This window comes from Paraburkholderia sp. BR10882 (genome assembly GCF_040948855.1).
GTDB classification, from domain to species: Bacteria; Pseudomonadota; Gammaproteobacteria; order Burkholderiales; family Burkholderiaceae; genus Paraburkholderia; species Paraburkholderia nodosa_A.
Window position 1 is genome coordinate 55,387 of sequence record NZ_JBFPKP010000021.1, and the last position, 13,794, is coordinate 69,180.

Genomic DNA, 13,794 nt, shown 5'->3' on the forward strand with positions numbered 1-13,794 from the left:
AAACTGCTTTGCTTATGAAGACGGCTGATTATGAGGAGCCAATGGAGCCGGATCAACCGGCTATAGACGGCAGCGTGCGGGAAGCCTCAGGGCGACAACGGGCTGCCGGGAAGCGAGATCGCGGTCGGCGCGCCCGCGGCCCCACCCGCAAGCAGCTCCGCGATACCCAAGCCGAAAGCCAATGCAAGCTTTTCGACGGTGACGATCGAAGCGATGGCCGTGCCGCGCTCGATTTCGCCGACGTAGGTGCGGTTGAGTCCCGCATGTTCGGCGAGCCGCTCCTGCGACCAGGCCTGCGCCTCGCGCAGGCGGCGCACCGTGGCGCCGAAGTCATGGACGATGGCGCTCATCATGCCGCGCCCGTTGCGATGGCATCCGGCGCGGCGGTGCCGGGGCGTTCATGCGCCGGCGCGCGCACTTCGTGCCGGGAAATCGCCTGGGTGATATGCGCCCCTGCCGGCACGCTTTCGGTCAGCCAGACATTGCCGCCAATCACCGCGCCGCGCCCGAGCGTGACACGCCCGAGTATCGTCGCGCCCGCATAAATGACGACCTCGTCCTCGACAATGGGATGACGTGGCAGCCCTTTCTCGAGATTGCCGGCCGCGTCGCGGGGAAAGCGTTTTGCGCCGAGCGTCACGGCCTGGTACACACGCACGCGCTCGCCAATGATCGCGGTTTCGCCGATCACGACGCCCGTGCCGTGATCGATGAAGAACGCACTGCCGATCTGCGCGCCCGGATGAATGTCGATGCCGGTGGCCGCATGCGCCAGTTCTGAAATGATGCGCGCGAGCAGCGGCAAACCGAGCCGGTAGAGTTCGTGCGCGAGCCGGTGGTGAATCATCGCCAGCACGCCCGGATAGCAGAGCAGCACCTCGTCGACGCTGCCCGCGGCCGGATCGCCGTTGAACGCCGCGAGCACATCGCTGTCGAGCAATCCCCGGATGACTGGCAGGCGCTGCGAGAACGCACGCACGGCAGCCAATGCGCGTGCATCGATTTCGCCGTGATCGGTTTCGGCGTGGCGCGCCTTGTAGCGCAGTTCGAGCCTCGCCTGCGCCAGCAGTGCGTGCAGCGCGGCGTCGAGCGCATGGCCGACGTAGAAGTTCTCGCTTTCCTGGCGCAGGTCGGGCGGCCCGAGCCGCATCGGGAACAGCACGCCCTTGAGCGTTTCGACGACCTCGGCCAGCGCTTCGCGCGCGGGCAGGTCGCGCCCGCCCGGCTCCAGGGCGCGGCGCTGCAATTCCCGCCATTGCTGACGCACGCCCTGCAGCGCATCGACGATTTCCGACACATGAAATACGGTCACGCCAGTTCTCTCTTCGTTATTCGTTGGGGGCGTCGGGAACAGGCTCTAATCCTGCACCCACGGTAAGTCATGAAAACGCCAGCCATTACGGCGCCCGCGCCGGCCGGCTTCGTCCAGGTCGCCTTCAAAGCCTTCGGTGACGTTGAACACATGGGTAAAACCCGCCTTGGCCGCCGCTTCGGCGGCCTGTGCCGACCGGTTCCCGCTGCGGCACAGCAGGACAATCGCCGCGCTCTTGCCCGTCTTTGCCTCGAGCTCGCGCACGAAGCGCGGATTGCGTGTGAAGCTCGTGCCCGTGGCCCACGCCACATGCAACGTGTCGGGCACGTGGCCAACGAACTTGCGCTCTTCGGCCGTGCGCACGTCCACGAGCACCGCTTCGCCCGCCTGATGGAGCGCCCAGGCTTGCCGCGGCGTCACGCTGCCCGCGTAGGGCAGGCCGGCCGCCTGCGCGGCGCCGCGCGCCGCTTCCAGATCCGCGTGCAGCGGCGTTTCATGCAGTTCCACTGTCATCAGTGTCTCCTTAATGTGGACGGCAGCGCCCCGACCCTCGGAGCGCTGCCGCCTATAGCCATCAGGATTCCACTATGCAAGTGCGCCGCCGCCGTTCCAACCAATAAAAACTGATATGCAAATGGGCACAGGTGGGAGATGCAATCGTGCGAATTCGATCGCGTGCGCCCTCGTCAACATGACGCCGGCCTGCCGCGCTGGTCGATCCACAGTCGCGCCCAGCGCGAGGCGTACGCAATGGCGTGATCGGCCTCGAAGAAGTAATCGAGTGCGTCGAAAGTGAACGACGAACCGGGCGGCGACGACCAGTTTTCGATGGTCAGGTTCGCCGCGTAGAGTCCGCTCGGCAATGCGTGTGCGGACGCTTCGACTTCGTAGCCCTTATATCGCATGAAGGCTCCCGTAATGACAAACGCGGACACAAGCGCCCGCGGCACTTCATCCTGGTGCAAGAAGCGCACGACGGCAAAGAAGGCTTTGGCGTTAGCAAATCAGCACGGGCATCACTTCGTCATCACGATGCACTTTGCCTGCATGGGCGGGAATATTCACGCTGGAACGTCCGATGACAAACGACAGCATATGGTTTGCGCAATTCATTATTTCGCGGCAAACCAGATTCGGCATTACGCTGACATTCGACGTCGCTTTCCAATACTTACGCCATTTAATTAGGTTTACATACGATTCGATTCATGGCGACGCGCGCGCACGTATGCAGACCGCACTCACCTCAAGCGCCTCTTCACTTCGATCCGCACGGAGACCGATTCATGGCCGCATTGCACGGTTCCAGTCTCACCCCGCCCGCCCCGAACGGGCAACGCCGCAAATGGCTGCGCGCCGCCGGCGCGACCGCGCTGAGCGCGCCGGTTCTGACACTCGGCCGCAAGGCATGGTCGGCGCCGGCGCTCAAGCCGTTCACCTTCGCGTGGGCGCCGAACGGCTTTTGCCTCACGCCCGTCGCCGTCGCGCAGGAGCAGGGGTTCTTCGAAAAGAACGGACTGAAGGTCAATCTAGTGAGCTACGCCGGCTCGAACGACCAGTTGCTGCAAACGCTTTCCACCGGCAAGGCCGACGCTGCGGTCGGCATGATCCACCGCTGGCTCAAACCGCTGGAGGCAGGGTTCGATGTGAAGATCATCAGCAGCGTGCACGGCGGATGCGTGCGCCTGATCGGCTCGAGCGCGGCCGGCGTGACGTCGCTCGCCGCGCTCAAAGGCAAAACCGTGGGGGTGAGCGACCTCGCCTCTCCGGGCAAGAACTTCTTCGCCATCCTGCTGCTCAAGCACGGCATCGACCCGGACCGCGACGTGAGCTGGCGCCAGTATCCCGCGGACCTGCTCGATGTCGCCGTGCAAAAGGGCGAGATCCAGGCCATCGCCGACGGCGACCCGAATCTCTATCTGCTGGAACGGCAACGTCCGGGTGCATACACGCATCTCGCCAGCAATCTTTCCGACGAATACGCGCACAAGGTCTGCTGCGTGATCGCCGCACGGGGCTCGCTGCTGCGCAGCGATCGCCCGACCGCTGCGGCGCTTGCGCGTGCGCTGATTCAGGCCACCGACTTCTCGCGCGAGAACCCGCGGGAAGCGGCGAAATCGTTCGCGAAGTACACGCCGAAGTTCGCCGAGGATGACCTTGTAAAGCTCTATTCGTCGCTCACCTACGATCACCATCCGACCAACGTCGATCTCCAGCAGGAGATCGCGTACTTCGCCGAGGACTTCAAGCGCGCCGGCGTGCTCAAGCCCACCACCGACCCGCAGCGCTTCGCCGCGGCCGTCTACACCAACGTACTGGGGTGACGCGATGACGACGCTCGAACGGCCTGCGCTGGCGCGCGCCGGCGCCAGCGACGCGCTGGAGGCCAGCGAAGGCGCAGGCCAGCCTTTCGCGAATGTCGACCTGCGGGGCCGGCGTTCTTCCGGGCAGCCAACCGCGTGGTACACCGGGCTCGCGGTGGCGGCGGCATGGGCCGTGTTTGGCGGCGTCACGCGCCTGTGGCCGAACCGCATCACCGGTTTTTCCGACTGGGCCTATACCGCCGAACTGGGCGCGGCCGCCTGGGCGATCGCGGCATGGCTCGCGCTGTTCGCGCTCGTACTGCCCGCTCTCGAACGCAGCAGCGAGCGGTTGCGGCCCGCGCTGCGCGGCTTGAGAAAAGCGGGTCCATGGCTGATCGCGTTGCCCGTTGCGTTCGCGCTCTGGGAGATCCTCACGGCGAAGACCGCGCTCCTGCCTACGCCGTTCTTCGCGCCGCCGCAGGCGCTCGTCGAGGTCTATCGCGACGACTGGGCGCGGCTCGCCGATTGCGTGGCCCATTCGATCGGCCTGCTCGCCGTAGGCTTTCTCTACGGCGGCGCGGCCGGATTCCTCATCGGCGTGTCGATCGGCTGGTCGCGCGCCGTGGGCTACTGGGTGCACCCCGTCATGCGCGTGCTCGGCCCCGTGCCCGCCACGGCGCTGCTGCCGCTCGCGTTCTATATCTTCCCGTCGAGCCGTTCCGCCGCGATCTTCCTGATCGCGCTCGCCACCGCGTTCCCCGTGACCGTGCTCACGTGGTCGGGAGTCGCGAGCGTGAACAAGGCGTACTACGACGTGGCCCGCACGCTCGGGGCAAGCCAGCGGTTCCTCGTGCTGCGCGTCGCCATTCCGGCTGCGCTGCCCCAGGTCTTCGTCGGCCTCTTCATGGGCCTGAGCGCCTCGTTCACGGTGCTCGTGACAGCCGAGATGATGGGCGTGAAATCCGGCCTTGGCTGGTACCTCACATGGGCGCAGGGGTGGGCGTCGTACTCGAACATGTACGCCGCGCTGCTCGTGATGGCTGTCCTGTTCTCGGGCCTCATCACCCTGCTCTTCCTCGTGCGCGATCGCACGCTCGTCTGGCAGAAAGGAACCGTCAAATGGTAAATGCCGCCGTAGCGCACGCCACGCCCTCGATTTCGCCCGAGCCAGCGATCCGGGGCGCACATATCACTGTCGAGCAGGTGAGCCACCGCTTCGACACGCCCAAGGGCCCGCTCGCGGTGCTCGACGACGTGACGCTCTCGGTCGCGCCGGGCGAATTCGTCGCGCTGCTGGGCCCAAGCGGCTGTGGAAAGTCCACGCTGCTGCGTCTCGTCGCGGGGCTCGAACCGGCGACGCAGGGCAGGGTCCTGCAAGACGGCGCGCCGATCGAGCGGCCCGATCCCTCGCGCGTCGTGGTGTTTCAGGACCCGACGCTCTACCCATGGCGGCGCGTGCGCGCGAACGTCGCGCTCGGGCTGCAGGCGCGCGGCGTGATCAAGCAGGAACGCAAGCGTGTGGATGTCGAGCTCGAACGCGTTGGCCTCACCGAATTCGCGGATGCCTTTCCGCACCAGCTTTCGGGCGGTATGTCGCAGCGCGTGGCGCTGGCCCGCGCGCTCGTCAACGATCCGCGCCTGCTCGTGCTCGACGAGCCGCTCGGCAAGCTCGACTCGCTCACGCGTCTGGCAATGCAGAGCGAACTCGAGGATCTCTGGCAGCGCGACCGTTTCTCTGCGCTGCTCGTCACCCATGATGTGGAAGAAGCGCTCTTTCTTGCCCAGCGCGTGATCGTGTTCAGCCCGCGGCCCGCGCGCGTCGCGGCCGAACTGCATGTCGACCTGCCCTATCCGCGCCATCGCGGCGACCCGGCGTTTGCCGCGCTGCGCCGCGAAGCCTTGCAGCATCTCGGCCTCGACGCGAGCTGGTAAGGAATACGAATAATGCGGCACGCTTCATCCCACGCGCGGCGATGAGCGCGCTGCTTTCCGGCAACGCCTGGCTCAACCCGTTTCTCGGCGCGCTGCAGGCGGCGCAGGTCGAACTCGGCAGTGTGGCGCACGCGTTCGGCATCGCCGGCGACAGCCACGGCCAGCCCGCGTGGCCGTGGCCGAAACGCCTCGCCGTAGAGGTTCTGCTGATCGATGCGGGCGTCGCGCGCCAGCTCGCACTGGCGCTCGCCGCCACCGGCGGCGCACTGCTGCTCGCGGTCGCGGGCCTGGTTTGGCGCGGGCGGCGCATCGCGCTGTTCGCCGCGGCCGCACTCGCCGCCTGGTTCGCGCCGTGGCCCGACACTTCGCTGTGGCTGACCGACGCCGTGCCCACGAGCTTCCAGACCACGCCCTTCTCGGTCGAGACGATCGCGCTCGGCGCGGCACACTATGCGCGCGAGTGCGCGGCCTGCCACGGCGACACGGGCCGCGGCGACGGCCCGCGCGCCGGCACGCTCGTGCACTGGCCGCCGACCGTCGTGGGCCCGCTGCTCGGTCATCGTCTGGACGGGGAATTGTTCTGGCGCGTGCTGCATGGCATGCACGCACGCGACGGCGCGCAAACGATGCCCGGATTCGAAGGACGCCTGTCCGATGCACAGACGTGGGCCATTCTCGATTACCTGAAGGTGCTGGCCGCGGGCGGCGGCGCGCAGGACGGCGAAGGCTGGCCCGTGCCTGTGGCCCTGCCTGCACTAGACGTGCGCTGCGGCGACGCGCCGGCCGTGCCGCTGGCCAGTTGGCGCGCAGGGCAGCGAGTTCGGGCCGTGGCCGTCGACGGGCGCGCGCCTCCGCTCGAAGATCCGCGCTGGCAAACGCTGCTGCTGTTCCGCGACGGCGCGTTGCCCGCGCCGTCCGAAGCCGCGCGTTGGGCAGCGAATGGCGACGCCTCGTGCGTGGCCGTCTCGCCCGGAGCGTGGACTGCGTTCGCGGGCATAGCGGGCGTGAATGCGCAAGCCTTCGCGGGCTCGCAACTGATCGCTGACCGCGACGGCTGGCTGCGCGCCGAGGCGAAACCGGGCGACCCCGCATGGGCCAACGCGGCGCTGCTCTGCACAGCCGCCGGCGCGGGCGGCGAACGCGGCGGGCGCGGCGGGCGCGTGAGCCGCGGGCGGTCCGATCCGCTCACTTCGCTACTGCTGCGCATTGACGCGGAGCCAGTGCGTTACGTGAAGGGTGGCTACGTGCATTGATCGCGGCACGGAAAAACGCACCTTCATCGCACACCTTCATCGCGCACCTTCCGCCGCATCGAACGAATCGGAAAAGTAACGCATATGATTCGGCATCCCTATTATCTGCCTTCGATATGTAAATCTCGATTTGATATTGGCCACGGTTTGCGTCCCAAACCATAATGGGCAACGAGCGGATTGCACCGCCCGCGCGCTCCCGCAGTCTTGAAGCGCGACCTCTCAACCGTATCTGGATCGCTGCGGGCGCGGCCACTTCCGCCACACGGTGACGTGACCCGCGCTCGCGCCCATGCAGGAGGTAACGTCTTGAGTACCGTACTGGAACATCGAGCGCCGCAATCATCACTTACCCCGCAAGCGGGGTCGCCACTGCTCACCGAATCACTGCTGGAGCGCATCGGTGGCCGCGCAGCGCAGTACGACCGCGAGAACGCGTTCTTCGCAGAGGATCTGGCTGACCTCCACGCATCAGGCTTCCTGCGTGCAAGCGTGCCGCGCCAGTTCGGCGGCCTTGGTTTCACGCTGCCGGCGCTATTGCGCGAGCAGATCAGGCTCGCCTCCCGGGCGCCCGCCACGGCGCTCGCACTCAATATGCATCTCTACTGGGCAGGCGCCGCCTTGCATCTGTGGCGGCGCGGCGATCCTTCGGCCGACTGGATTCTGCGCGAGATCGGCGCGGGCAAGGTGTTCGCCGCAGGCCATGGCGAGCCTGGCAACGATGCGGGCCTCGCGGACTCGACAGTGCGCGCGACGCCGCTACCCGGCGGCGCCTGGCGCTTCGAGGGCCACAAGATATTCACGTCGCTCGCCCCCGCATGGGACTGGCTCGGCGTGCATGGACGCGACGACAGCGATCCGGCCAATCCGCGCATCGTGCACGCCTTCATTCGCCGGGACGCGGCGGGCCATCGCACCGAGCCCACGTGGGACGCGCTCGGATTGCGTGCGACGAGCAGTCACGACACGTGGCTCGAAGGCGTCGTTGCGCAGCCCGAGCACGTCACCCGCGTGTTGCCCGCGGGGCCGCCCGACGATCCATTCGTCGACGGCATTCTTGGCGCAGTCCTGCCCGGGCTGGGCGCGGTGTATTACGGCATCGCGAAGCGCGCTTTCGACCTGGCGCTGGATGCGGCGCGATCGCGGCGCTCTCTCGCGCTGGGCGGCCAGACGTATGCGTTCAAGCCGCTCACGCAGGCCCACGTCGCGCAAGCCGCGATCGAACTGGAGAGCATCGAGGCGCTGCTCGAGCGTACCGCACAGCGCTGGTGGGACGGCTACGCACCTGGCGAACTGTGGCTCGCGCAACTCCTTGCGGCCAAACAGCACGCCGTCGATGGCGCGCTGCGTGTGGTCAATCTCGCCTTGCAGGTGAGCGGCGCGGGTTCGCTCTCGCGCCGGCAGGAACTCGAAAGGCTTTTTCGCGACGTGCGCGCCGGCGCGTTCCATCCGCCCAACGCCGATGCAACGCACGAGTTGATCGGCCAGCTATGGCTGGGCGTCCTCGGCCAAACCGTATAGCGCACGCATCTCAACGATTCTTCGAAGATTTCCGGTTCGCACGCAAAACATAAGGAGTCCTTTTATGTCTTCTGCCGCATCCACTATCGATATCGCGTCGCGTCGGGCGGATTTCGTTGCCGGTCACGACATCGCACACGAGCCCGTCTCCCGGCTTGGCCTGCCCGAAGAATCGGGGCTGCCGCCGCATGCTGCCGAGCTCTTCGAGCGATTTCGGCGCCAATACGGCTTCGTGCCAAACTGGCTGGCCGCACTGGCCGTCAACCCCGACACGGCGTCGCGGCTCGTGGCGTTCTACGAACATCTGTTCGACCCGCATCGCAGCCGCCTGACGGCCGCCGAGCGAGAACTGATCGCAGTCGTCACTTCCGCGGCGAACACCTGCAGCTATTGCGTGTTCAACCACACCCAGTCGCTCGCGACTGCGCTCGGCGACACCGTGCGCGCACAGCGCATTGCGCAGGGATGGCATCACGTTCGGCTGGATCCGAAGGAGGCGGCGCTAGCCGGGATTGCGGAGCAGCTCACGCGCGAACCCGGCCTTGTCGACGACAGCGCTTTGCAGCGGCTCCGCGACCTCGGCTTCACGCGAGAGGCGATCGTCGAGATCCTCGAAATATCCGCTTTCTTCAATTACGCGAACCGTCTGACGATCGCGCTCAATGTCGTGCCAGACGATCAGTTTTTCTCGGGAAGAGACCGCGAGACATCATAAGATTCGCGCCGTCGACGGGACCGTATAGCCGCCGCCGCACGCCGCAGGCGCTACCGCCGCTCACGCCGCGCGTGCAAGCTTCGCCGACTTGAAGCTTTGCGCAACGCTTTGCGCCAGCACCGCGATAGCGGATTCCATCTTGCCAATGGCGCGTGAGCGGACGATACGCACCGCGATTTCGGGCTTGAAGTCGCTCACCTGCACGATGTCCAGCAAATCGGCGTGCGCGCTCGCCACGACGAGCGGATACGGCACGACACCGAGGCCCACGCCGTCCGCGACGAGCCCGAGTTGCAACTCGGTGCCGAGCGTTTCGAAATTCAGTTTGAGTGCGTGGCCTTGCGCAGCGAGCGCATGCTGCAGGCCGGCGCGAAAGCCGCAACCGTCCGGATTGAGCACCCAGCCGTGCGACTGGCATTCGGCGAGCGTCCAGGCGCGGCGCTTCAGCAGCCCCTTTTGCGCGACCACGGCGAGCTTGAGCGAGCTGAGCGACTCCGCCACCAGCGTTTCGGACAACGCGCGGTTCGCGGGCAACAGCACGACGGCCGCGTCGAGTTCGCCGTCCTCCACTTTTTGCAGCAGCGGTGCGCCCCACCCCGTGGATACGCGCACCTGCAACCCGGGATGCGCGTGACGCAGCGATTGCAGCGCGTCGAGCATCGCGATGTCGGCAACGGTTTGCGCTACTCCCACACGCAGCACGCCCGCAAGCGGCGCCCCGTCGTTCACGAGTTGCCGCAGCGCGTCGATCTCTCGCACGATGGCGCGGCACTGGTCGTACACGGCGCGGCCCATCGGCGTCGTGCGCATGGGCTTGGTGTTGCGATCGAGCAGCGCCACGCCCAATGCTTCCTCGAAATTCTGGATGCGGCGAGTCACGGCGGGCTGCGTCAGTTCGAGCCGTTCGGCCGCGTGGCTCAGCGACTCGCTGCGCACCACGGCGACGAAGGCTTCGATCTCGTCGAGTGTCATGATGATCCCGGTGTATTGATCGCGTAGCTTAACGTCGTTGCAACGCTTCGTTCAAGCGCCGGCGCATTTGCGATCTGCATATTTCCTTAGAAGAACAATGCGTTTGCCTTATACGGGAGCGCTCCGTATCGTGCTCTCTTCGCTATCCGCATTACCCAGGGAATCTTCATGCGCCGCGCTTATGTCCGCTTTCTTGTCGCGATTGCTGCAACGTTGCCGCTGGCTGTATCCGCCGCCACGCTCAAGGTCGGCGACCAGCAGCTCCAGACGCGCGGCATACTCGAAGCGTCGGGCCAGCTAAAGGACGTGCCCTACCAGATCGAATGGTTCAATTTTCCCGCCGCGCAGCCGCTGGGCGAAGCGCTCAACGCGGGCGCGATCGACGTGGGCGGCCTGGGCGACGCCCCGCTCATCTTCGCGTACTCGGCAGGTGCGAAAATCCGCGCCGTTTCGGCCACGCGCTCGACGCCTGTCGATCTCGCGATCGTCGTGCCCTACGCTTCGCCCATCCGCAACGCTGCCGACCTCAAGGGCAAGCGCATCGCCACCACGCGCGGCTCGATCGGCCACTATCTCGCCGTGGCCACGCTCGAACATGCGAACCTCAAGCTCACCGACGTGACCTTGTCGTACATGCAGCCCGTCGACGCCCAGGCCGCACTCGCCACCGGCAGCGTGGACGCCTGGTCCACATGGGACCCTTACGTGGCACTCACCGAAGCGCGCCAGCATACGCGCAGCATCGCGAACGGCGTGGGCGTTTCATCGGGCTTGAGCTTCGAGGCCGCCACCGATACGGCGATCCGCGACAAGCACGCCGAACTCGCCGACTTCCTGCGTCGCGTGGCGGCCGGCCAGCGTTGGGCGCTCTCGCATCCTGACGAAGTCGCGGCGATCCAGTCGCGCGTGACGGGTCTGCCCGCCGACGTGCTCAAAACCGTCTATCAGCGCGCCCAACTGCATCCCGTGCCGATCGACAACGGCGTGATCGCCGAGCAGCAGCGCACCGCCGATCTCTACCTGCGCGCGGACGTCATCAAAACACGCCTCGACGTTGCGCCGAGCTTCGACAAACAGTTCTCGTCGACCGCTCCCTGAACGGACGTCCATCGCCCGGACTTCACCGCAATTACGGAACCGCCATGGCAGACGTCACATCCTCTTCAAACCGCTACGGACCGCCTTCGCGCGCCGGCGGCTCGCGGCTTTCGACGGGTCGCTTTTATTTCTGGCTCTCGTGGGCGATCCCCGCGCTGATCGTCGTGGTCTGGGAACTCGCGGCGCGCGTGGGCTGGATCGCGCCGCAAGTGCTGCCGGCGCCGAGCAGCGTCGCCGCGACGGCGTGGGATCTTGCCCGCAACGGCGACCTGTTCGTGCACCTCGGCGTCTCGCTGCTGCGTGCCGTAACAGGACTTCTGATCGGCGGCACGATCGGCCTCGTGCTTGGCGTACTGGTGGGTTTTTCCCGCCTCGCGCAGGCGCTCATCGACCGGTCGATCCAGATGGTCCGCGCGATTCCCTTTCTCGCGATGCTGCCGCTCGTCATCGTGTGGTTCGGCGTGGGCGAAGTCGCGAAGATTTTTCTGGTCGCGCTCGCCGTGCTGTTTCCCGTCTACATCAACACGATGCTCGGCATTCGTCAGATCGATCCCAAGCTGATGGAACTGGCCAAGGTGATCGGGTTGAACTGGCCGGCCGTGGTGCGCCGGATCATCCTGCCTGGCGCCATGCCTTCGATCCTCACCGGCGTGCGTTACGCGCTGGCGCATGCGTGGCTCGCCCTCGTGATCGCCGAAACGCTCGCGACGACCAGGGGCATCGGCTTTCTCGCCATGGACGCCCGCGAATTCCTGCAAACCAACGTCATCCTGTTGACCATGATTATTTACGCGATCATCGGCGTTGCCGCGGACGCGCTGGTTCGCTCGCTCGAAGCGCGCTTCCTCTCCTGGCACGCTAACTACGCGAAGGGGGCGAAATAATGGGCTCCACCGTCGCGTTGTCCCTTCCTGCGAATGGCGCGCCTCGCGCCGCAAACGAAGCCGCCGCGGCACCGTCCGCTGTATCGGTGCGCGGCCTGCAACGCCGTTATGGCGAGCGCGTCGTCATCGACGCACTCGACCTCGATATCCGCACAGGCGAATTCGTCGCGCTGCTCGGCGAAAGCGGCTGCGGCAAGACCACACTGCTGCGTGCGCTCGCGGGCCTCGACAAACCGGATGCCGGGCAAATTCGCGCGCCAGAGCGGCCCTCCGTGGTGTTTCAGGAGCATCGTCTGCTGCCCTGGGCCACTTTGTGGGAGAACGTCGCGCTCGGCCACGAGTCGAGCGTCGGGCGCACCGGCGCCACCCGGGCACTGGCCGAAGTCGGTTTGTCAGGCCGCGAGGACGACTGGCCGCGCAATCTGTCCGGCGGTCAGGCGCAGCGCGTGGCGCTCGCGCGGGCGCTCGTGCGCGACCCCGCGCTGCTGTTGCTCGATGAACCGTTCGCCGCGCTCGACGCGCTCACGCGCATCAAGATGCATGGACTCGTGAAGCAGCTGGTCGCGCGCCATGCGCCGGGCGTGCTGCTCGTGACCCACGACGTCGACGAGGCGCTCGCGCTCGCGGACCGGATACTCGTCATGCGCGCCGGGCGCATCGCGGCTTCGTTTCACACCAAAGACCACACGCCGCAGGCATTGCGGCTCACGCTGCTCGAGGGACTGGGCGTTCGGTCTCACTGATGCGCTCCGCTCTCTACAGAAGGAACCACCACGAATGAACGATGTTTCACTGACTCGCCGCCAGCTTCTGCTCGCGGCGGGAGGTTTGCTTGCCGGCGCCGCAGCCGCGCCTCTTCTTTCCGCGCAGGCGGCCGAGCCGCCCCGCAAGCTCACGCGCAACACCGACACGGTCCGCATTGGCTGGGGTTACGGCGCCCTGCCCGACATCGCCAGGCAGCGCGGCGCGTTCGAGAAGACGCTCGCCGCGAAGAACATCAAGGTCGAATGGATCGGTCCGTTCCCGAACCATGCGCCCTCGATCCAGGCCGTGGTCGGCGGTAGCGCGGACTTCGGCTTCTGGGGCTCCACCACACCCGCGCTCGCCGCCATGCTGGCCGGCTCGCCCATCGTCTTCACCGGATTCGACGTGTATTCGCCGCGGTCCACGGCCATCATCGTGAAGAAGTCGAGCGGCATCAACTCGGTTGCCGACCTCGCCGGGCGCAAGGTCGCGGTGAACCGCTCGGGGCTCGGCGAGTTCCTGCTCATCGCGGCGCTGGAGAAGCATCATATCGACCGCGACAAGGTCGAGTTCGTCTATCTGAATCCGCCCGATGCGGCGCCTGCATTTGCGCAAGGCAGAGTCGATGCGTGGTCGATGTGGTCGCCCGCCGTGGATATCGCGCGCTATTCGCATGACGCGAAGGACATTTTCAACGAGGGGCGCGATCTCGACTTCCTCATCGACTACAGCTCGCTCGTGACACGTCGCAAGTTCACCGAAGAAAATTCGGAGCTGGTGCGCGCCGTGCTCGACGCGTATTACGTGGAAGGCGCCTGGCAGTCGGCGCATGCCGCCGATTCGGAACAGCTCGTGCAGAAGGAAGCGAAGTATCCGGACCAGGTGCGCGACTATCTGACGAGCCTGAAGCGCGTGAACCAGTTTCACGAGCCGGACGACGCGGCCTTCATGGCGCAGTTCCAGCGCGCGGCGGATTGGCTCGCGCAACGCAGAATCATCAACGGGCCCATCAAGGTCGCCGATTACAGCGTCAAGGTGTGACGCGTCATGAACGGGAATG

Annotated in this window: 15 protein-coding genes; 10 read left to right on the plus strand and 5 right to left on the minus strand. The window is 66.3% G+C overall.

Going from position 1 to position 13,794, the window contains the following annotated elements:
• Positions 1 to 86: 86 nt before the first annotated feature.
• The 4 genes from AB3X99_RS34095 to AB3X99_RS34110 all read right to left on the minus strand — a co-directional run bounded on the left by AB3X99_RS34095 (position 87) and on the right by AB3X99_RS34110 (position 2,217).
• Positions 87 to 350: a helix-turn-helix domain-containing protein gene (locus tag AB3X99_RS34095; RefSeq protein ID WP_069266894.1), complete on the minus strand. Its 264-nt coding sequence runs from the start codon at positions 348 to 350 to the stop codon at positions 87 to 89.
• Positions 350 to 1,312, minus strand: a complete 963-nt coding sequence (epsC, locus tag AB3X99_RS34100) for a serine O-acetyltransferase EpsC (protein ID WP_342950081.1) — start codon at positions 1,310 to 1,312, stop codon at positions 350 to 352. Before epsC ends, AB3X99_RS34095 begins: the two co-directional genes overlap by 1 nt.
• A gap of 45 nt (positions 1,313 to 1,357) precedes the next feature.
• Complete coding sequence (locus tag AB3X99_RS34105; RefSeq protein WP_368602073.1) at positions 1,358 to 1,825, minus strand: rhodanese-like domain-containing protein; 468 nt, start codon at positions 1,823 to 1,825, stop codon at positions 1,358 to 1,360.
• A 173-nt stretch (positions 1,826 to 1,998) separates the two neighbouring features.
• On the minus strand, positions 1,999 to 2,217 hold the full coding sequence (locus tag AB3X99_RS34110; RefSeq protein ID WP_069266827.1) for a hypothetical protein: 219 nt from the start codon (positions 2,215 to 2,217) through the stop codon (positions 1,999 to 2,001).
• Between the two features lie 381 nt (positions 2,218 to 2,598).
• On the opposite strand from AB3X99_RS34110, the gene AB3X99_RS34115 reads away from it, so the two are divergent.
• The 6 genes from AB3X99_RS34115 to AB3X99_RS34140 all read left to right on the plus strand — a co-directional run bounded on the left by AB3X99_RS34115 (position 2,599) and on the right by AB3X99_RS34140 (position 9,036).
• Entirely contained in the window at positions 2,599 to 3,636 is a 1,038-nt protein-coding gene (locus tag AB3X99_RS34115; protein WP_069266828.1) for an ABC transporter substrate-binding protein, read from the plus strand.
• 4 nt (positions 3,637 to 3,640) lie between these two features.
• Positions 3,641 to 4,741, plus strand: coding sequence for an ABC transporter permease (locus tag AB3X99_RS34120; RefSeq protein ID WP_368619484.1), 1,101 nt, complete (start codon positions 3,641 to 3,643; stop codon positions 4,739 to 4,741).
• Positions 4,735 to 5,547, plus strand: a complete 813-nt coding sequence (locus AB3X99_RS34125; protein ID WP_368619485.1) for an ABC transporter ATP-binding protein — start codon at positions 4,735 to 4,737, stop codon at positions 5,545 to 5,547. The genes AB3X99_RS34120 and AB3X99_RS34125 overlap by 7 nt, the downstream gene beginning before the upstream one ends.
• Positions 5,548 to 5,588: 41 nt before the next feature.
• Positions 5,589 to 6,800: a cytochrome c gene (locus AB3X99_RS34130; protein ID WP_368619486.1), complete on the plus strand. Its 1,212-nt coding sequence runs from the start codon at positions 5,589 to 5,591 to the stop codon at positions 6,798 to 6,800.
• 309 nt (positions 6,801 to 7,109) lie between these two features.
• The gene (locus tag AB3X99_RS34135) at positions 7,110 to 8,321 is read left to right on the plus strand and encodes an acyl-CoA dehydrogenase family protein (RefSeq protein WP_368619487.1); all 1,212 of its coding nucleotides are present in this window, start codon (positions 7,110 to 7,112) and stop codon (positions 8,319 to 8,321) included.
• A 64-nt stretch (positions 8,322 to 8,385) separates the two neighbouring features.
• Positions 8,386 to 9,036, plus strand: coding sequence for a peroxidase-related enzyme (locus tag AB3X99_RS34140; RefSeq protein ID WP_342950088.1), 651 nt, complete (start codon positions 8,386 to 8,388; stop codon positions 9,034 to 9,036).
• Between the two features lie 60 nt (positions 9,037 to 9,096).
• Here AB3X99_RS34140 and AB3X99_RS34145 read toward each other — a convergent pair whose 3' ends face one another.
• Positions 9,097 to 10,008 carry a LysR family transcriptional regulator gene (locus tag AB3X99_RS34145; protein WP_368619488.1) on the minus strand — a complete coding sequence of 304 codons (912 nt, stop codon included), beginning with the start codon at positions 10,006 to 10,008 and terminating at the stop codon, positions 9,097 to 9,099.
• Between the two features lie 168 nt (positions 10,009 to 10,176).
• Between AB3X99_RS34145 and AB3X99_RS34150 the strand changes: the two genes are divergently transcribed.
• Genes AB3X99_RS34150 through AB3X99_RS34165 form a run of 4 tightly spaced genes read left to right on the plus strand, consistent with a single transcriptional unit; the run spans position 10,177 to position 13,775 of the window.
• Positions 10,177 to 11,106, plus strand: coding sequence for an ABC transporter substrate-binding protein (locus AB3X99_RS34150; protein ID WP_368619489.1), 930 nt, complete (start codon positions 10,177 to 10,179; stop codon positions 11,104 to 11,106).
• Positions 11,107 to 11,150: 44 nt separating this feature from the next.
• Entirely contained in the window at positions 11,151 to 11,990 is an 840-nt protein-coding gene (locus AB3X99_RS34155; RefSeq protein ID WP_368619490.1) for an ABC transporter permease subunit, read from the plus strand.
• Positions 11,990 to 12,733 carry an ABC transporter ATP-binding protein gene (locus AB3X99_RS34160; protein WP_368619491.1) on the plus strand — a complete coding sequence of 248 codons (744 nt, stop codon included), beginning with the start codon at positions 11,990 to 11,992 and terminating at the stop codon, positions 12,731 to 12,733. The genes AB3X99_RS34155 and AB3X99_RS34160 overlap by 1 nt, the downstream gene beginning before the upstream one ends.
• Before the next feature lie 34 nt (positions 12,734 to 12,767).
• Entirely contained in the window at positions 12,768 to 13,775 is a 1,008-nt protein-coding gene (locus tag AB3X99_RS34165; RefSeq protein ID WP_368619492.1) for an NrtA/SsuA/CpmA family ABC transporter substrate-binding protein, read from the plus strand.
• Positions 13,776 to 13,794 lie beyond the last annotated feature (19 nt).